Source organism: Streptomyces coeruleorubidus (assembly GCF_028885415.1).
Taxonomy (GTDB): Bacteria; Actinomycetota; Actinomycetes; order Streptomycetales; family Streptomycetaceae; genus Streptomyces; species Streptomyces coeruleorubidus_A.
This window is the reverse complement of sequence record NZ_CP118527.1, coordinates 640,754-658,176: the sequence shown is the minus strand read 5'-3', so window position 1 is coordinate 658,176 and position 17,423 is coordinate 640,754. Positions and strand designations below refer to the sequence as shown.

At 71.1% G+C, this 17,423-nt stretch carries 13 protein-coding genes and 7 pseudogenes; 13 read left to right on the top strand and 7 right to left on the bottom strand.

Going from position 1 to position 17,423, the window contains the following annotated elements; all coding sequences use genetic code 11:
- Positions 1-51: 51 nt before the first annotated feature.
- Positions 52-206, top strand: a pseudogene (locus tag PV963_RS03155) (IS481 family transposase); the annotation flags it as partial.
- Here the strand turns inward: PV963_RS03155 and PV963_RS43535 are convergent.
- From PV963_RS43535 to PV963_RS43525, 3 genes and pseudogenes are all read right to left on the bottom strand, one after another.
- Positions 200-802 carry a hypothetical protein gene (locus tag PV963_RS43535; protein WP_342456358.1) on the bottom strand — a complete coding sequence of 201 codons (603 nt, stop codon included), beginning with the start codon at positions 800-802 and terminating at the stop codon, positions 200-202. The pseudogene PV963_RS03155 and the gene PV963_RS43535 sit on opposite strands and share 7 nt — an antisense overlap.
- Positions 803-923: 121 nt before the next feature.
- Positions 924-1,387: pseudogene (locus PV963_RS43890) on the bottom strand (glycoside hydrolase family 15 protein).
- 284 nt (positions 1,388-1,671) lie between these two features.
- A pseudogene (locus tag PV963_RS43525) lies at positions 1,672-2,034 on the bottom strand (trehalase-like domain-containing protein); the annotation flags it as partial.
- 447 nt (positions 2,035-2,481) lie between these two features.
- On the opposite strand from PV963_RS43525, the gene PV963_RS03145 reads away from it, so the two are divergent.
- Both PV963_RS03145 and PV963_RS03140 read left to right on the top strand, forming a co-directional pair.
- A complete protein-coding gene (locus PV963_RS03145; protein WP_274814024.1) occupies positions 2,482-2,793 on the top strand; it encodes a hypothetical protein in 312 nt (103 codons plus the stop codon).
- Between the two features lie 281 nt (positions 2,794-3,074).
- Positions 3,075-3,959 (top strand): universal stress protein, encoded by an 885-nt coding sequence (locus PV963_RS03140; protein WP_274814023.1) that lies wholly within the window; start codon positions 3,075-3,077, stop codon positions 3,957-3,959.
- Between the two features lie 457 nt (positions 3,960-4,416).
- Here PV963_RS03140 and PV963_RS03135 read toward each other — a convergent pair whose 3' ends face one another.
- Complete coding sequence (locus PV963_RS03135) at positions 4,417-4,713, bottom strand: hypothetical protein (protein WP_274814022.1); 297 nt, start codon at positions 4,711-4,713, stop codon at positions 4,417-4,419.
- 314 nt (positions 4,714-5,027) lie between these two features.
- On the opposite strand from PV963_RS03135, the gene PV963_RS03130 reads away from it, so the two are divergent.
- Positions 5,028-5,840 carry an alpha/beta fold hydrolase gene (locus tag PV963_RS03130; protein WP_274814021.1) on the top strand — a complete coding sequence of 271 codons (813 nt, stop codon included), beginning with the start codon at positions 5,028-5,030 and terminating at the stop codon, positions 5,838-5,840.
- 799 nt (positions 5,841-6,639) lie between these two features.
- Here PV963_RS03130 and PV963_RS03125 read toward each other — a convergent pair.
- Together PV963_RS03125 and PV963_RS03120 are read right to left on the bottom strand one after the other, a co-directional pair.
- Complete coding sequence (locus PV963_RS03125) at positions 6,640-7,011, bottom strand: TraR/DksA family transcriptional regulator (protein ID WP_274814020.1); 372 nt, start codon at positions 7,009-7,011, stop codon at positions 6,640-6,642.
- 45 nt (positions 7,012-7,056) lie between these two features.
- Positions 7,057-7,368, bottom strand: a complete 312-nt coding sequence (locus tag PV963_RS03120; RefSeq protein ID WP_274814019.1) for a TraR/DksA C4-type zinc finger protein — start codon at positions 7,366-7,368, stop codon at positions 7,057-7,059.
- A gap of 295 nt (positions 7,369-7,663) precedes the next feature.
- Between PV963_RS03120 and PV963_RS03115 the strand changes: the two are divergent.
- The 4 genes and pseudogenes from PV963_RS03115 to secD all read left to right on the top strand — a co-directional run.
- A pseudogene (locus PV963_RS03115) lies at positions 7,664-8,616 on the top strand (HAMP domain-containing sensor histidine kinase).
- A 2-nt stretch (positions 8,617-8,618) separates the two neighbouring features.
- Entirely contained in the window at positions 8,619-9,302 is a 684-nt protein-coding gene (locus PV963_RS03110) for a response regulator (protein ID WP_274814018.1), read from the top strand.
- Positions 9,303-9,358: 56 nt separating this feature from the next.
- Complete coding sequence (locus PV963_RS03105) at positions 9,359-9,772, top strand: hypothetical protein (RefSeq protein ID WP_274814017.1); 414 nt, start codon at positions 9,359-9,361, stop codon at positions 9,770-9,772.
- A gap of 74 nt (positions 9,773-9,846) precedes the next feature.
- Positions 9,847-12,129 (top strand): annotated as a pseudogene (gene secD, locus PV963_RS03100) (protein translocase subunit SecD); the annotation flags it as partial.
- A gap of 51 nt (positions 12,130-12,180) precedes the next feature.
- On the opposite strand, the gene PV963_RS03095 reads toward secD, so the two are convergent.
- Positions 12,181-12,618 carry a hypothetical protein gene (locus PV963_RS03095; RefSeq protein WP_274814016.1) on the bottom strand — a complete coding sequence of 146 codons (438 nt, stop codon included), beginning with the start codon at positions 12,616-12,618 and terminating at the stop codon, positions 12,181-12,183.
- 86 nt (positions 12,619-12,704) lie between these two features.
- Between PV963_RS03095 and PV963_RS03090 the strand changes: the two genes are divergently transcribed.
- The 5 genes and pseudogenes from PV963_RS03090 to PV963_RS03070 all read left to right on the top strand — a co-directional run bounded on the left by PV963_RS03090 (position 12,705) and on the right by PV963_RS03070 (position 17,286).
- On the top strand, positions 12,705-13,406 hold the full coding sequence (locus tag PV963_RS03090; RefSeq protein ID WP_425541010.1) for a helix-turn-helix transcriptional regulator: 702 nt from the start codon (positions 12,705-12,707) through the stop codon (positions 13,404-13,406).
- 245 nt (positions 13,407-13,651) lie between these two features.
- A pseudogene (locus tag PV963_RS03085) lies at positions 13,652-15,101 on the top strand (BCCT family transporter); the annotation flags it as partial.
- Positions 15,102-15,127: 26 nt separating this feature from the next.
- Positions 15,128-15,286 (top strand): hypothetical protein, encoded by a 159-nt coding sequence (locus PV963_RS03080; RefSeq protein ID WP_274814013.1) that lies wholly within the window; start codon positions 15,128-15,130, stop codon positions 15,284-15,286.
- Between the two features lie 280 nt (positions 15,287-15,566).
- Positions 15,567-16,651 (top strand): annotated as a pseudogene (locus tag PV963_RS03075) (S-(hydroxymethyl)mycothiol dehydrogenase).
- Positions 16,651-17,286: an MBL fold metallo-hydrolase gene (locus PV963_RS03070; protein WP_274814012.1), complete on the top strand. Its 636-nt coding sequence runs from the start codon at positions 16,651-16,653 to the stop codon at positions 17,284-17,286. The pseudogene PV963_RS03075 and the gene PV963_RS03070 overlap by 1 nt, the downstream one beginning before the upstream one ends.
- The last annotated feature ends 137 nt before the right edge of the window (positions 17,287-17,423 follow it).

The following is a 17,423-nucleotide window of genomic DNA, read 5'->3' as shown; positions in this document are numbered from 1 at the left end:
GCTGGCCGGCTGACGCCCGCCCACGCCCAAGCACACCCGCACGCCCACCTCGACGAATGGGCCTACCTCCGGCCCCACACCAGCAACACTGAACGCACCAACGCCCTGGCAGACTTCCTGCACGTCTACAACCGCCACCGCGGCCACACGCACTCGGCGGCCAGCCACCGATCAGCCGCGTGAAAACGCTGCGGCTGCCTCACTGAAACCACGCGTGGGTGGAGAGCTCCGGGCGTACGCCGCGTTCGGCGCGGGCGAGGACGACGGCGCTGGAGAGCAGGCCGACGTGGCTGAGGGCTTGGGGAAGTTGCCGAGGAAGGAGCGGTCCCGGGGGTCGATCTGCTCGGCGAACAGACCGAGCGGGCTGGCGTAGGAGCACAGTGTGTCGAACAGCTCCGAGGCTTCGTCGACGCGGCCCTGGCCGCGAGGTTGTCCACGAGCCAGAAACTGCACAGCAGGAAGGCGCCCTCCGGTTCGTCGAGTCCGTCGGGGGATTCCTGTGCAGGTAGCGGTACAACAGACCGTTGCCCGCGCCAGGCGTTCGGTGATCGACTGCGTGGTGGCGACCATGCGCGGGTGATCGGCGGGCAGAGACACGTCGCAGGGGGAGGGCGAGCAGGGAGGCATCGAGTCCTCCTCGTTCACCGAGGTGCTCGGTGAACGAGTTCATGCGCTCGTCCCACGCGTCGTGGATGATCCGTCCGGCGAGATGGCGGGCTTCTGCCGCCCACGTGGTGGCGTTGCCCGGGAGATTGAGGCGGGTGGCGAGCCGTGCGGCGCGGTCGAGGGCCACTTGGCACATCGCCGCCGAGTACGTGAACGGCGTCCGTGGGTGCGTACTTCCCAGATGCCGTGGTCCGGTGTCCGCCAAGCCGTGCGGGCCTGCTCGGCCAGGCCGGACAGGCGGTGCCACAGACCGGTGCTCAAGGTCGTCCCGTGGCCGCCCATTGGAAGGCGCAGTCGAGGAGTTCGCCGTACACGTCGTGCTGAAGCTGTTCGACGGCGGCGTTTCCCCACCGTACGGGTGCGGAGCCGCGGTAGCCCTCCAGTTCGTCGTCGATCGCCTCCGGCGGCGGTGGCCGGCCGTCCACGTCGTACAGCACGCGCAGTCGCCCGTCCCGCCAGGCGGCGGTCAGCGCCCAGTGGAGGAAGCCTCCGGCTTCGTCGGGAAGCCCGATCCGGCGCAGGCGAAGACGGTGTACGCCGCGTCGCGGATCCATGCGTACCGGTAGTCCCAGTTGCGGTCGCCTCCGATGCGCTCGGGCAGAGAGGAGGTCGGGCGGCGACGATGGCGCCGTTCTCGACGTAGTCCAGGAGCTTGAGTGTGATGGCCGAGCGGCGGACCAGGTCGGCGCGGGGAGGGTCGTCCACCACGAAAGCCGACCACCGGCGCCACGCTCGTACGGTGTTGTCGAGGCGCTGGGAGACCGGTCGTCCTGGGACGGCGTCCCGTTGGTCACTCCAGCGCAGACGGATCCAGACGTCTTCGCCGTGGCTCAGAGGCAGGGTGCACCGAGGGCCGGGCAGTGGCCGGGAGGCGGTCAGGTAGAGCTTCAGCGACTGCTGGGGGCAGGTCAGTCGCCATCCCGCGGTCTGACGCTCGGCTTGGGTTTCACCGCGCGGCTGCACCAGCACACGCAGATCGACTGAACCTTGTGTGACACGCGCGTGCCGGACGAGTTCTCCCGCGCCGACCGGGGCGTCCACCTCCAGTTGGGCGTCTGGCCGGAGAAGGAATGCGTCGGTGACTTCCACGACTCCGGTGTCCGCACGCAGGTCTGTCACGAGGACACCGGTGTCCTCGACGTAGTGCTGACGGCTCAGCCGCAGCCCGTCCGGAGTGAGCAGGAAGGATCCGCCGCGGTGACGGTCGAGAAGTGAGCAGAACAGGGGCGGAGCGTCGAAACGGGGGACGCACATGAAGCTGACCGCGCCGTCGCGGCCGACCAGGGCGCAGCCGCGGCCGTCGCCGATCAGACCGTGGTCCTTGATCGGCAGGTAGTCCCGCGGTGGCACCGGCGACCACACGTTCATGCGTGACCCTGTACCCACCGGAGGCCGTCCGGATCACTCGCGGGGTTGCGTGAGCGGGCCGGCCGGTCCAGGAGGCGGGCGCCGAGTACGGCGGTCGGCAGGATGTACCGCTGATCGGGATCGGTGGCGTCGTGGCCGGTGTGTCACCGGATCGTGCCCCGGCCCGTCAATCCACGCCGATGCGAACCCAGCCTGCTCAGCAGGGTTCCGGACATGCGGCTGCCCAGGCGCGGGGGGTGGTCATGAGCCAGGTGGCCGAGGGGTAGAGCACGCCATCGGGTGTCCGATGGGCCTCGATGGTCGCCCGCAGATCGGCCGGTGCCTGCTCGCGGGCCGTGTCGTCGAGGCCGTCGAGCATCCCCGAGCAGGCCGGTGACCAGGCCGTACGCGGACTCGGCGTCGGCCCCGAAGTGCATGGGGGCGGTGAGGTCCTCGAAGCTCGGCGGCTTGACCCCGGCGTCGGTGGGCAGGCCTCGTACGCGCTCGGGGTCGGCCGGCTGGCAGGCCCGCGCCTGGGACGGCGTCTTCTTCGCCGAGTCCGGCACCAAGGCCGACACCCTCGCCACCCTCCGCGCGGCCCGCGCCTGGGCCGCCGAACGCAACGAGGACAACCTCGCCGCCGCGCGCGCCTACCTCTCGGGCCACGCACCGTTCCCCGAGCGGGCTGCGCAGAACACGCTCGTCGGTCGCTTCCTCACCGACTACTACCGGCTGGTCGCCACCTGGGCCGATTGGGCCACCACCCTCGTCCAGGACTGACCCGACGACCCCCGCAGCGCGGCCGCGGACCCCGACGACATCGCAGAAACAGTCAGGCGGGCCCAGTGGAGCGAGCAAGCCGCAGGCGGCCCCCCTGACGCCGACACTGTCGCCGCACCGCACTCGGCGCGCAGTGACTGACTGTGCCGACCCGCGCGGTTCCGCCCCGACCAGCAACGGGCTCACGGCGCGGGCTCGGGTACAGCGACCTTTGCCGAAGTTGGGAAAGGCGCGAGAAAATAAGGGCATCGTCCTGGCACGTGCTGAAGGTGGTGGGAACGATGACGCTGCCCCTGGTCGTGGGCGTCGACGGCTCAGAGGCCGGCCTGTGGGCGGCCGACTGGGCCATGGACGAGGCGGCCCGGCACGGCCTGGATCTGCGCATCGTGCACGCCTGCCTGTGGGAACGCTACGAAGGCCCGGTCTTCCCGCAGTCCGCCGAGGTGCCCTCCGAGCACGCCCTGGCCCAGGGCGTCGTCGACCGGGCGGCCGAACGGGCTCGGCAGCGCAACCCGGATGTGAAGATCACGGTCGACATCGTCCCCGAGGAGGCCGAGGCGGCGCTGCTGCGGGAGGCGCGGCACGCCGCCGCCGTCGTGACCGGATGCCGGGGCCGAGGGCCGATCAGGGGAGCACTGCTGGGTTCGGTCAGCCGCTCCCTGGCCACGCACGCCGCCGGCCCGGTGGTCGTGGTACGAGGCGCCCCGCAGAATCGGCAAGGGGCCAATGGCCGCATCGTGGTCGGCGTGGGCGATGCCACGACCAGCACGGCGGCGATCCGGTTCGCGTTCCGCGAAGCCGAAGCACGGCGCTGCGCGCTGGACGCCGTACGCGCCTGGCGCCGCCCTGCCCACCGGCCCCTGGCGCATCCGCTGTTCGCCGGGGACCCCGCCCACCACTACGAGGATCAGGCAGCGACCCTGCTCGACGATGCCCTGCGCGCCCCGGAGAGCGAACACCCGGACGTACCGGTGCACCGCGTCACCGTCGAGGGCCCGGCCCACCACGTCCTGCTCACGCACTCGGTCACGGCCGACCTGCTCGTCCTCGGCGCCCCTAGACGCCAAGGGCCGCTCTCGCTGCCCCTCGGCCGCGTGGCGCACGCGGCGCTCCAGCACGCCGACTGCCCGGTCGCGGTGGTGCCGCAACGCGCAGCCGCATCCTGAACCAGTCCAGGCCGTGAACTGGGCCATTGGTGTGATGACGGCTCGACGGCGTTTTCGTCGGTCTTGATTGCGCGTTGTCCAGTGTGTGGAACTTCCTGGTGGTGATGCGGTTCCGTCCGCGGCGCCTGCTTGGAGCTCGTTGTTCGTGCCGAGAGTTGAACGACGCGCTGAGGAGGCCGGGTTGCCGTTGAGCATCAGCCCCGGTGCCTGCACGTTGCTGCGTGATCAGCTTGTCGAGGTGATCACCTGCGTGCGCTCGCAGGCCTCGTTGGTGGAACAGGTGGCCTGGGTGGGCGATAGTCCGTTCACTGAAGCGGAGGATGCCGAGGCCGAGAGCAGCGGCGTCCCGCAGCGTGTTGGGCCCCACGGAACAACCAGTATCCGGGGGCACACGTAAGGAACCGTGACGTCGCCGAGGCGGCGGTACGGTCGGACGACCGTGCCCGTTCATCTGCAGCTATCGCTGGGGGACGGCGAGTTCACGGCCGTGGTAGAAGCCCTCCTGCTCCTCGACGACGTAGGGGGCCATGGCCGCGCGCCGCTGCTTCTCCGGTTCGGAGTCCCGCCAGGAGTCGCAGACCTCCTTGGAGTCCCAGAACGACACCCCGGTGATCTCCTGTCCGTTCTCGGACCAGTAGGCGAAGGCGCGGCGCAGGCCCTGTGGGTAGGGCTCGGGACGCCATGCCGTCTCGAACTGCTCCAGGGTGCCCGGCCGAAGGCGGCGTGTCGTTACCCAGACGAAGTGCTCATCCATCGCAGCCTCCTCCACAACGCCAAGTCGCTCCTGCGGCCCTCCTAAGACCACCGTAGGGCCGATGCGACGCTTGCGCCTGCGCGGCTGTCGCTGCGCTGCCGTGGTTCCGGACCGCGCTGCCCTGGGGCGAGGACTCCTCGAATGGCATCTGTGACCGGGAGCGTCCACAGTGAACCGTAGCGGCGGACTAGGCCGACTGACGCAACGTTTCCCATGGTGATCTTCCCGTCCAGCTCTTCCGTCAGGAAGGACGGGCACGGTTCTTGCAGGGAAGGTGAACGGCTACGGGCATTCCTTTCAGGCCGCAACTGACCGTGCCGGGGCTGTCACCGGCGCGCGGCATAGGCATCGAGGCGAGCCGGGCGGTGATACGTCTGGCCCGGCTCCCGCTCGACATGACCGCGGAGGGCGTCGGGCAGCTGACCGGGTTGTTGGGCCGTGCCCTGCACGGGCGGCCGACGGGCCCGGGCGATCCGCTCCCCGCCGATGCGGGGGTTCCTGTGCTGTTGGTGCATGGGCTGGCCGACGGAGCGTCGGTCGTCCCGCCGCTGGAGCGTGAGCTGCGCGCCGACGGCGTGGGCCCCTTCATCCCGGTCGCCTGCAACGCCTTCGGATCGGACATCCGTACGGCGGCCCGGTCGCTGGGCCGCCAGGTCGAGCAGGTGTGTGCCCGCGGTGGGGGGCGGGCGGTGGTCGTGATCGGGTACAGCCTGGGCGGGCTGATCGCCCGCTACTACGTGCAGCGGCTCGGCGGCGATGCGCACGTGCCACTGGTGATCACACTGGCGACGCCGCACGGTGGGACCGCCACCGCCATGCTGGCCCCGGCCCATCCACTGCTGCGCCAGCTACGCCCGGGAAGCGGGCTCCTGACCGAACTCGCCGAACCGGCCGCGGGATGCCGCACCCGGTTCGTGGCCTTCTACAGCGACCTGGACGAGGCAGTCATCCCCGCCGCCAGGGGGCGCATCGACCATCCGGACCTCAAGGCCCGCAACGTGCTGGTGCCGGGCGTCGGCCATCTGACGCTGCCCCTTCACCGGCCGGTCATCGACGAGATGCGCGCGCTGCTGGCCGCGGCCCAGGTCATCTTCGCCGGATGTCCCCCGGACGGTGACTCTCCATAACTGTTGGGGCATTGGGCATTGGGCATGGGCGAGGGCGGGGGTCTCCGCCGCCGAGCGGCGGGACGCGCGGCGCTGCCTCCCATGGTTCGGCGGGCGAGCTAGGCACGCGCCGTGGGCCTGGCGCCGGTCACGGTGGCCGGGGACCGGAGCGGCGCACCGGACGCGGTCTGGACCGTCCTCACATGTGCCACCCACGGCACACCCAGCACCGGCCAGCTCCGTAAACGTTGCTTATCAGCCCAATCTCTTACTTCTCGGGCATAAAATATTGGCGGGCAAGTGTCAAGAAGACGACAACGCCCGTTCAGGGCACCTGGCGCGCAGGCGAAACGGTTGTCCGGAAGGAGGCAAGCCGATGATCACCGAACTGGCTGTCGAACGCGTGGCGTTCACCTGCGGCCACTGCTGGCACAAGTGGAGCGTCGACTACGACGTGCAGTACTACCGCGACGACAACGAGGCTGAATGGGAGTACTTCACCCGCGACGGCCACGGCGTGCCGTCCCCCTACGACCCGCAGGGCGCTCCCCCTGCCCGATCTGCGGCCGCCACTGGGTGGGCCGCCTCACCGCGCGTCGGCCTGTCCCCGTTCCGCCCGGTCCCGCCAGCACTCCGCGGCTCAGGCTCACCGGGACCCGCGAGGAGCACCGCACCGACCGGCACGCCGCGCCTCGCCTGGAAGCTGACGCCCACGAGCAGCCCTCGCAGGACGCCTCCGCCACCTCGTCCGGCGGCCGGTGAGCACTCACTCCGCCAGGACGCTGCGCGGCCGCAGTACGTCGACCGCTGTGTGTGCCGGTCATGGGACTGCCTCCTTGACCTGCTGGCAGCGGGCGCAGTAGCGGGCCTGCGGCACGATCATCAGCCGTTGCCGGTCTACGAGGCGCCGGCACAGGTGGCAGGTGCCGTACGTGCCCTCCTTCATGCGGGTGAGGGCCGCTTCGACATCGGCGAGGACCATGCGGGCGGAGGCGGCGAGCTTGATGCGGACCTCCACCTGCGCGGCGGTCTGCCGCTGGAGCCGGCCCTCGGCACGGGAGGTGGTGGGTCCGGCGAGCAGGCGCAGTTGCTCCTGGCGGAACAAGCGCTGCTCGTGCAGGTTCTCGCGCAGCGCGGCGAGGTCTTCGACCGACAGGGTCGTGCTCTCGCCGATGGTCTGGTGGGTCACCACGTCACCCCTTTGAGGCAGGGCGTAGGAGGTCGGTACGGGCGTCGGTCAGGCGGCGCGGCGCCGGCAGGCGACGCAGTGGCGGGTGTAGGGGAGGATCTCCAGGCGTTCGGCGGGGACAGGTTTGGCGCAGCCCAGGCAGGTTCCGTAGGTGCCGTCCTCGATGCGGGCGAAAGCTTCCTCGATCTCCTTGAGGACCCGCTCCATCGCGGTCTTCTGGACGGCCAGCAGGTGGTCGTCCGTGCTGGGCCCGGTCTCGTCCAGCGCTTGCAGCTGCGCCAGCCGGGAGGTGCGGGCGTGTTCCAGGCGCTGACGGGCCTCGTGAAGGTGGGGCTCGGCCCGGGTGGCATCGAGCGGCATGGTCGGTTCCTTTCTCGGCCGGGGTGATCGGGTGTCTTCCACTCTGGCCGGGCCGGTGGCGCACACCTATCGGGCGCGGGGCCCATTTGTGCCGGGGCAGGGGATCCATGCGGCCGTGCCATGGGTGGCGCGGGACCGGAAATATGAGGGCCGCGCCCCATCGACGGGGCGCTCGGAACGGGGCAGGCTGGCCGCAGGCCCACTCGAGCGCCCCGGGATCGTGACCGCGGTGGGGCTGCGCGCGGCCCGACGATGGAGGTGAACCGAGGTTTCACGGAAGAGAGGCGCAGGGCCGGTGTCCTTGTTCTGGCGGATCTTCGCCCTCAACGCCGTGGTGCTGGGCACGGCCACGGCCCTGTTGCTGTGGGCGCCCGTGACCGTCTCCGTGCCGGTTCTGCTCACCGAGGCGATCATCCTCCTCGGGGGTCTGGCCGTCATGCTGGTCGCCAACGCCGCGCTGCTGCGGCTCGGCCTGGCCCCGCTGGGCCGGCTCACGAAGCTGATGACCACCGTGGACCTGCTGCGCCCCGGCCAGCGCCTGCCCGCTTCCGGCGGCGGCGAGATCACCGAGGTGATCCGTACGTTCAACGCCATGCTGGAGCGGCTGGAACACGAAAGGGCCACCAGCAGTGCTCGCGCCCTGCTGGCCCAGGAGGCCGAACGTCGCCGCATCGCGCAGGAGCTCCACGACGAGGTCGGCCAGAGCATGACCGCGATCCTGCTGGAACTCAAGCGAGCCTCGGACGAGGCACCGCCGCCGCTGCGGGGGCAGTTGCACGAGGTGCAGGAGATCACCCGGGAGAGCCTGGACGAGGTCCGCCGCCTGGCGCGCAGGCTGCGGCCCGGAGTGCTGGACGACCTGGGTCTGGTCAGCGCGCTGACCTCGCTCACCGAGGACTTCGCCACCCACACCGGGTTGCAGGTCACGCGCCGTTTCGATGCCGACCTGCCGGCCCTGGAGCCGGAGACCGAACTGGTCCTGTACCGCGTCGCGCAGGAGTCGATGACCAACGTCGCCCGGCACGCGGACGCCACACAGGTCACCGTCGCCCTGCGTCACACCGGCGACCAGGTGGTGCTGGCCGTCACCGACGACGGCTGCGGCGTCGAGGCCCCAGGGAAGGCGCCGGCATCCGCGGCATGCGCGAGCGGGCCCTGCTCATCGGCGGCAGCCTCGACATCACCCCGGCACCCGACACCGGCACCCGGGTCCAGCTCACCGCGCCCGTGACCAGGAAGCAGCCCTGACCATGCCCGAAGCGACCACGACCGCCACGACGGGAACGAGCAGGATCCGCATCCTGCTCGCCGACGACCACGCGCTGGTGCGCCGCGGGGTGCGGCTCATCCTCGACCGGGAACCGGACCTGGAAGTGGTCGCCGAGGCCGGGGACGGAGCCGAGGCCATCGAGATGGCCCGAGCTCGCGAAGTCGACCTGGCGGTGCTGGACATCGCCATGCCGCGTCTGACCGGGCTGCAGGCCGCCCGTGAACTGGCCGCCCGCAAGCCGGGCCTGCGGATCATGATGCTCACGATGCACGACAACGAGCAGTACTTCTTCCAGGCCCTGAAGGCCGGCGCGAACGGGTACGTGCTGAAGTCCGTCGCCGACCGGGACCTGGTCGCCGCCTGCCGGGCCGCGATGCGGGACGAGCCCTTCCTGTATCCGGGCGCGGTCACCGCCCTGATCCGCAACTACCTCGACCGGGCCCGCCACGGCGAGGAGACGCCCGACCGGATCCTCACCCCCCGCGAGGAAGAGGTCCTCAAGCTGGTGGCCGAGGGCCACTCGTCCAAGGAGATCGCCGACCTGCTGTTCATCAGCATCAAGACCGTCCAGCGGCACCGCGCCAACCTGCTGCAGAAACTCGGTCTGCGTGACCGCCTGGAACTCACCCGGTACGCCATCCGCGCCGGCCTGATCGAAGCCTGAACCGCCCGCACCGCAGCACACGACGACGTAACACGGCGATGAAAGGGGGACGGTGCATGCACCGCACTGCGCGCACCGCCCCCGGTACCGGCAGCGTCCGGCCCCGCGTCGCCGTACTGGCGGCCGTGGTGCTGGTGCTGCTGGCCGCGCTCGGCATCGCCGGTCCACTGCCCGGTGCGACGGGCGAGCCGGTGGCCGGCGCGGTGGCAGGGGCCAGCCGGCACGGGGACACCGAGCCGCGCGCCGACGACGGACGCGACACCGTCTGCGCCGTCCGGGCGGCAACCCGCCAGGAGCAGCACAGCGAGCGTCCTGCCCCGCGCGGCCTCCTCGCGACCTGCGCCCCCGGCACGGACGTCACCCCGCCCGGCGCCGCGCGGCTCCCGGCGCCGGCCGCGCACACCCCCTCCTCGGGTCCTCACACACTCCATGACCGTGGGCGAGCGCCCCCGGCGACCTCCGGCATCTGACGTCCCCTTTCCCTCTCCTCGACAGCACCCCGGCCGCTTCCGCGTGGCCGCGGTGCGCCTGCCGGAGGCACCCGTTGAACCGTTCCCTGCGCGTGAGGGCGCTGCTCGCCCTCGCCGTGATCGCCCTCTCCCTGTACATCGCCGTCACCGTGCCGGTCCGCCTCGGACTCGACCTGCGCGGCGGTACGCAGCTCGTACTGCAGACCCGCTCCACCCCCACCACCGACGCCGACAGTGAGGCCACCGACCGCACCCTGGAGGTGCTGCGCGGCCGTATCGACGGGCTCGGCGTCGCCGAACCCACCCTCGTCCGCTCCGGCGAGAACCGGATCATCGTCGAACTGCCCGGTGTGCAGGACCCGGAGCAGGCGGCCGACGTCCTGGGCCGTACCGCCCAGCTCACCTTCCACCCGGTGCTCGGCACCGCCGACAGCACCGACGACGCCTCCCGGCCGCTGCCGAAGCGGCCACCGGAACACGTCCTGCCCGACGAGTCCGGCACGCCGTTGCGCATCGGACCCGCGGCCCTGACCGGCGAGGACGTCAAGGAGGCCGCCGCCCGGTTCGCTCAGCAGGGCGGCGCCGGATGGCACGTCACCGTCGACTTCGAGGGCGACGGCCGCGCCGGCTGGGCCCTGCTCACCGGTGAGGCCGCCTGTCACCCGGCGGGCGACCCGGCCCGGCGGGTGGCCATCGTCCTCGACGACAAGGTCATCTCCTCGCCGCAGGTCGACCCCTCCGTCGCCTGCCGGACCGGCATCCGTGACGGTGCCACACAGATCACGGGCTCCTTCGGCCCGCAGGAGGCCCGCGAACTCTCCCTGCTCGTCAACGGCGGGGCCCTGCCCGTGCCGGTCGAGACCGTGGAGCAGCGCACCGTCGGCCCGACCCTCGGGGCGCAGGCCATCACCGCGAGCGCCTGGGCGGCGGCCATCGGCACCGCGCTGACCTCAGTGTTCATTATCGGCGTCTACCGGCTGATGGGTGTGCTGGCCGCTGTCGCCCTGGCCTGCTACGGCCTCGTCTCGTACGCCGCCCTGGCCGCGCTCGGCGCCACCCTGACCCTGCCGGGCCTGGCCGGCTTCGTCCTGGCGATCGGCATGGCCGTGGACGCCAACGTGCTGGTCTTCGAACGGGCCCGCGAGGAGTACGCGGCCCGCCGTCGGCCCAGTACGCGCTCGGCGCTGGCGGCCGGGTTCCGCAACGCCTTCAGCGCGATCGCCGACTCCAACATCACCACGCTGATCGCGGCCGCCCTGCTGTTCTTCCTCGCCTCCGGGCCGGTGCGGGGCTTCGGCGTCACCCTGGGCATCGGTGTGCTCGCCTCCATGTTCAGCGCCCTGGTGATCACCCGCGTGCTCGCCGAGGCCGCCGTGAGCCGTCCCCGGGTACGCCGTCGCCCCCGCATCACCGGCATCGCCACCACCGGTGCGGTCCGCGACCGCCTCATCCGCCGCAACCCCCGGCTGATGCGCCGGCCACGCCGCTGGCCGGCCGTGTCAGCCGCCGCGCTGGTCCTGGCCGGCTCGGGCATCGTGGTGCGCGGCGTCGACCTCGGTGTGGAGTTCACCGGTGGCCGCCTGATCGAGTACGCCACCACCAGTCCGGTCGAACCCGACCGGGTCCGCACCGCCCTCGCCGACGCCGGATTCCCCCGGGCCGTCGTACAGTCCTCCGGCGAAACGGGTCTGACGGTGCGCACCGATCCGCTGACCAACGCCGAGGAGACCGAGGTCACCGGTACCGTGCGCGATCTCGCGGGCCGGGCGGACAAGGTCCGCGACGAACTCGTCGGCCCCAGCCTGGGCGAGGAGCTGCGCCGGGGCGCCCTGATCGCGCTCGCCGTGGCGCTCGGCGCCCAGTTCGTCTACCTCGCGGCACGCTTCCGGTGGGTGTTCGGCACGGCGGCGGTCGTCGCCCTCGCCCACGACGTGGTGATCCTCGTCGGGGTCTTCGCCTGGCTCGGCAGGCCCGTCGACGGCGTGTTCCTGGCGGCCCTGCTCACCGTCATCGGCTACTCGGTCAACGACTCCGTGGTGCTCTTCGACCGCGTCAGGGAACTCGCCCGCAAGTCTCCCGGGGCACCGCTACCGGACATCACCGACCAGGCCATCCTGCAGACGCTGCCCCGGACCGTGAACACCGGCATCGGCGCCGCGTTCATCCTCACCGCCCTCGCCGTGCTCGGCGGGTCCTCGCTGACCGACTTCGCCCTGGCGCTGCTCATCGGCCTCGTGGTCGGTACGTACTCCTCCGTCCTCACCGCCGCCCCGTGGCGATCGGGCTCCACCACCGCATCCCACCCCGGCAGTCGTCCGGCCGCACCTGACCCGGCCGGGGGTCGGGCGCGGGTGAGGCGGGTGAGCCCTCGTCCGGCTCACCCGCCTTCCCCCGTCCGCGCCGCCGTGTCAGTGCGGCTGCCGTTCGCCGTGGTAGCGCTGGGCGAGCCGGGCGAGGGCGACCGCGCCGAGCAGGAGGCCGAAGTCGCGCAGCGCGATGTCGTAGTACCCCGGGATGGTCAGCAGGTTGACGATGATGCCGGCCAGCCATCCGGCCACCAGCCAGCCGCCGAAACGCGGGGCGAGAGCGACGGCGAGACCGGCGACGATCTCGATGACCCCGACGGCGTACATGGCTGCCTGGGCGCTGCCGGGCACGACGTCGTCGATCCACGGGGCGAGGTAGGTGGGCCAGTCCACGAGCAGGTTGGCGAACTTGTCCAGCCCGAACAGGATCGGCGCCACGGTGAACCCGGCGCGCAGGATGACGAACGCCTGGTAGCCGGGGTCCCTGAGTGCAGCCCGCCGGGGCGCGACGGACGCGGTGGTGTGGGTTGGGGACGTCATGACGCACCGTTCCTTCTATCGACAACTCTCACTAACGATAGAAGCGCGGAAGGCTTCTTTAGTCAATGGCTGTGGGTTTTACACTGGTGTTCGTGGACCAACCGAAAGACGCACCCCGGCCCGATGTCTCCGCCGTCGCCGCCCTGGACGAACCGACCCGCAGGCGGCTGTACGACCATGTCGCGCGCCAGCCGGGACCGGTCGGCCGCGACGAAGCCGCCGCCGCTCTCGGGCTGGCGCGCCAGACCGCGGCCTTCCATCTGGACCGCCTGGCCGACGAAGCACTCCTCGACGTCGTCTACGAACGGCGCAGCGGCCGCACCGGCCCGGGAGCGGGCAGGCCGGCCAAGCTCTACAAGCGCTCCGCCAGGCAGGTCACCGTCAGCCTGCCCGAGCGGCGCTACGAGCTGGCCGGACGGCTCCTCGCCCAGGCCATGGAGGAATCCGAGGCCACGGGCGAACCGGTCCGCGCCGTCCTGCACCGAAAGGCCCACCAGCTCGGCGCCCAGCTCGCCGGGCAGGGCGGCACCGGCGTGTTCGACCTTCTGGAGAGCTACGGGTTCGAGCCCCGCCGCGACGGTGACGCGATCGTGCTGGGCAACTGCCCCTTCCACGCGCTCGCCCGCGAACACACCCAGACCGTGTGCGGCATGAATCTCCACCTTCTCCGGGGCGTCCTCGAAGGGCTCGAGGACGGCAGCCTCCACGCCTGCCTGGCGCCCAGCACCGGCCACTGCTGTGTCCGTCTGGAGCCGGCTTCCTCCCCGCCCGCGACCGCGAGTTCCTGACACACCGGTCGCCGCCCTCGGCATCGACACCAGCACCGAGAGCCGGCTCGGCACACTCCGCCACGACGCCCGCTCCCGCGCTGGGCATGGCGAGAAAGGTCGGTGTACAGGGGGTTGACGCACCCGATACATGACAGGAACTGTGTTGCACATCGAGCTCGAAGTTGCGTGTTGCGCACCGCCGCCCGCGGTGCTCATCACGGGGATGCAGACCCGCCACCCCGTCCCCTGTCGGAAGGCTGCGGATGACTACCGCGACGACGAAGAAAACGACATCGGCCCTCGCACGGGTGGATCCGGCCGTCCTCTATGTATCGGTCACGCTGTCCGCCCTGTTCGTCGCTTGGGGGGTGTTCTTCACCGACAGTCTCGCCACGGTCGCCGAGACGACGCTGGGCCGGATCATCGACAACTTCGGCTGGCTGTTCGTCCTGACGAGTTCCGGGTTCGTGGTGCTGGCGACGGTGATCGCGTTCAGCCGGTTCGGCTCCATCCGGCTCGGCAGAGACGGGGAGCGCCCGGAGTTCAGCACCGCGTCCTGGGTGGCGATGATGTTCAGCGCCGGCATGGGGATCGGCCTCATGTTCTACGGAGCGAGCGAGCCGATCATGCATATGTCCAGCCCGCCGCCCGGCTCCGCGAAGGCGGGCAGCGAGGACGCCGCCCGCCTGGCGTTGGAGTACTCGTACTTCCACTGGGCGATCCACCCCTGGGCGATGTACGCGGTCGCCGGGCTGGCGCTCGCCTACTTCGGTTTCCGCAAGAGCGGCAACAGCCTGATCAGCTCCGCCTTCCGCCCACTGCTGGGCGACCGGGTGGACGGGCCACTGGGCAAGTCCATCGACATTCTGGCGATCTTCGCCACCCTCTTCGGTTCAGCCGTCTCCCTCGGGCTGGGCGCGCTCCAGGTCAACCGGGGCCTGAACGAGGTCTGGGGCGTCCCCGACTCCACCGCGCTGGCCGTATCGATCATCGCGGTCCTCACCGTCCTGTTCGTGATCTCCGCTCTCTCCGGCGTGCACCGCGGCATCCAGTGGCTGAGCAACGGCAACATGATTCTCGCCGCCGTCCTGCTGCTCTTCGTCTTCGTGGTGGGCCCCACGGTGTTCATCCTGGAGAGCCAGACCGAGGCGCTGGGCGGCTATCTGGCCTCGCTGCCGAAGATGAGTTTCACGACGGGTGCCTTCGGAGGCGGTGAATGGCTCTCCGGCTGGACGGTCTTCTACTGGCGTGGTGGATCTCCTGGACGCCGTTCGTCGGGACCTTCATCGCCCGGATCTCCCGCGGGCGTACCATTCGGGAGTTCATCGTCGGTGTGATCATCGCGCCGAGCCTGGTGAGTGTCGTGTGGTTCGCGATCCTCGGCGGGACCCGCCCTGAACCAGGAGATGCACGGCGGCGGTCACCTGGCCGCGGCGGTCGCCAAGGGCGAGGAAGCGGGCCTCTTCGCCCCCTGCAGAACCTTCCCTGGTTCCCCGTCACCTCGGTCCTGGTGATCGTTCTGGTCGGCCTGTTCTTCGTGAGCGGCGCGGATGCGGCATCCGTGGTCCTCGCATGCTCTCCTGCCGGGGCAACATGGCCCCCGGTCGCCTCGTCGTGATCCTCTGGGGTGCGCTGACCGGTCTGGTCGCGGCCGTGCTGCTGATGGCCGGCGGCCTGGAGGCGGTCAAGCAGGTGGCCATCATCGCCGCGTTCCCGTTCCTCTTCGTGATGATCGGCCTGTGCGTCTCCCTCGTGAAGGCCCTGCGCGCCGAGCCGATCCCCGCCCGCCGGTGGAGCAGGAAGGCCTCGCCGACGCCGACGCCGACGCCGACGAGCCGGGGCCGGACGACGGTGTACGGCCGGCCGAGGCCATGGCGGACTCGCAGCCCGCGGGCTGAGCTGCCCGGCCGGCCGAACCGGAGGAGCGCGACTCGGCCGGAATCAGGCGAACGTGAGGGCCGCCTCCCCGGAGTGTCCGAGGGGCGCGGTCCCTCATGTGTGCCTGTGGCGAGCCGCTTCGTCGGTACTCCCGCTCCGACGGATCCGGCCGAGTCGTCCCGGTTGGTGTCAACCCCTTGACCGTCGGCGTGCTTCTCCACGATGCTCAGTTGCGTATAGCGGTGCGTGTAGCGAATGAGGCAACGCACTCGCGAGGGTTTCCCGCTTGAGGAGCAGCTCATGGCTCACGAGGTTCGTGCCGTCGTCGCCCGGAAGAAGGGCGCACCCGTCTCCGTCGAGACGATCGTCGTCCCGGATCCTGGTCCGGGTGAGGCGCTGGTCAAGGTCGAGGCGTGCGGCGTCTGTCATACCGATCTCCACTACGCGAGGGTGGGATCAACGACGACTTCCCCTTCCTTCTGGGGCACGAGGCGGCAGGCCGCGTCGAGGCGGTCGGGGAGGGAGTCACCGGCGTCGAGCCCGGCGACTTCGTCATCCTCAACTGGCGTGCGGTGTGCGGCCAGTGCCGGGCTTGCAGCAAGGGCAAGCCCTGGTACTGCTTCGCCACCCACAACGCGACACAACCGATGACGCTGCTCGACGGCACCCCGCTCTCGCCGGCACTCGGCATCGGCGCGTTCGCGGAGAAGACGCTGGTCGCCGCAGGGCAGTGCACCAAGGTGGATCCTGCGGCCTCGGCGGCGGCAGCCGGTCTGCTCGGGTGCGGCGTCATGGCCGGCTTCGGCGCGGCCGTGAACACCGGCGCCGTCGGCCGGGGCGACTCCGTCGCCGTCATCGGCTGCGGCGGCGTCGGAATGGCCGCCGTCGCGGGGGCGAGGCTGGCCGGGGCGAGCAAGGTCATCGCCGTCGACATCGACCAGCGAAAGCTGGACCGGGCCATGGCCATGGGGGCCACCCACACGGTCGACGGGGCCAAGGGTGACGTCGTGGAAGCGGTGCGCGAGCTGACAGGCGGCTTCGGCGCGGACGTCGTCGTGGAGGCCGTCGGCCGCCCCGAGACGTACCGGCAGGCCTTCTACGCCCGCGACCTGGCCGGCACGGTCGTGCTGGTCGGCGTGCCCACCCCGGAGATGAAGGTGGAGCTGCCCCTGCTCGACGTCTTCGGCCGGGGCGGCTCGCTGAAGTCCAGCTGGTACGGCGACTGCCTGCCCTCGCGCGACTTCCCGGCCCTCATCGACCTGTATCTGGGAGGCCGTTTCGACCTGGACGCGTTCGTCTCCGAGACCATCGGCCTCGGTGACGTGGAGGAGGCGTTCGAGAAGATGCACCGCGGCGACGTGCTGCGCTCGGTGGTGGTGCTGTGATGGCCGGCGCACCGCGCATCGAACACCTCGTCACCAGCGGGACCTTCAGCCTCGACGGCGGGACCTGGGACGTCGACAACAACGTCTGGATCATCGGTGACGACGACGAGGTGGTCGTCATCGACGCGGCGCACGATTCCGACGCCGTCCTGGCGGCCGTCGGTGACCGTCGCCTGTCGGCCGTCGTGTGCACCCACGCCCACGACGACCATGTGCGCGCCGCGCCGGACCTCGCTCTGGCCACGGGCGCGCCCATCCTCCTGCACCCTGACGACCAGGTGCTGTGGAAGATGGTGCACCCCGGCCGGCGGCCCGACAGGCCGCTCGCCGACGGTGACGAACTCATGGTGGCGGGCATCGGCCTGCGTGTCCTCCACACACCCGGACACGCTCCGGGTGCGGTGTGCCTGTACGCACCCGAACTGGGCGCACTGTTCAGTGGTGACACGCTGTTCGCCGGAGGCCCCGGCGCGACCGGGCGCTCGTACAGCGACTTCGGCACGATCATCGGCTCCATCGGTGACCGGCTGCTGACCCTCCCGGGCGAGACGGTCGTCCACACCGGACACGGCGAGACGACGACCGTCGAGGCGGAGGCACCGCACCTTCAGGAGTGGGCCGCCCGCGGCTGGTGACAGGGCGCCGCCAGGCCGGCCGGGGGTGATCGAGTGCCCGCGTGTCTCCTCGCTCGAGACCCGCGAACGAGAGCCCGCCCCGGCCGGCATCCCGCTGGCCCGTCGGCATGCTCGTGTCCCTGGTCGGCATGCCGGCG

Coding starts and splice junctions, on each gene's coding strand:
- PV963_RS43535 (WP_342456358.1), bottom strand. CDS start 802: ATGTGCCAAGTGGCCCTCGACCGCGCCGCACGGCTCGCCACCCGCCTC.
- PV963_RS03140 (WP_274814023.1), top strand. CDS start 3,075: ATGACGCTGCCCCTGGTCGTGGGCGTCGACGGCTCAGAGGCCGGCCTG.
- PV963_RS03135 (WP_274814022.1), bottom strand. CDS start 4,713: ATGGATGAGCACTTCGTCTGGGTAACGACACGCCGCCTTCGGCCGGGC.
- PV963_RS03120 (WP_274814019.1), bottom strand. CDS start 7,368: ATGCCGCTCGATGCCACCCGGGCCGAGCCCCACCTTCACGAGGCCCGT.
- PV963_RS03110 (WP_274814018.1), top strand. CDS start 8,619: ATGCCCGAAGCGACCACGACCGCCACGACGGGAACGAGCAGGATCCGC.
- PV963_RS03105 (WP_274814017.1), top strand. CDS start 9,359: ATGCACCGCACTGCGCGCACCGCCCCCGGTACCGGCAGCGTCCGGCCC.
- PV963_RS03095 (WP_274814016.1), bottom strand. CDS start 12,618: ATGACGTCCCCAACCCACACCACCGCGTCCGTCGCGCCCCGGCGGGCT.
- PV963_RS03070 (WP_274814012.1), top strand. CDS start 16,651: ATGGCCGGCGCACCGCGCATCGAACACCTCGTCACCAGCGGGACCTTC.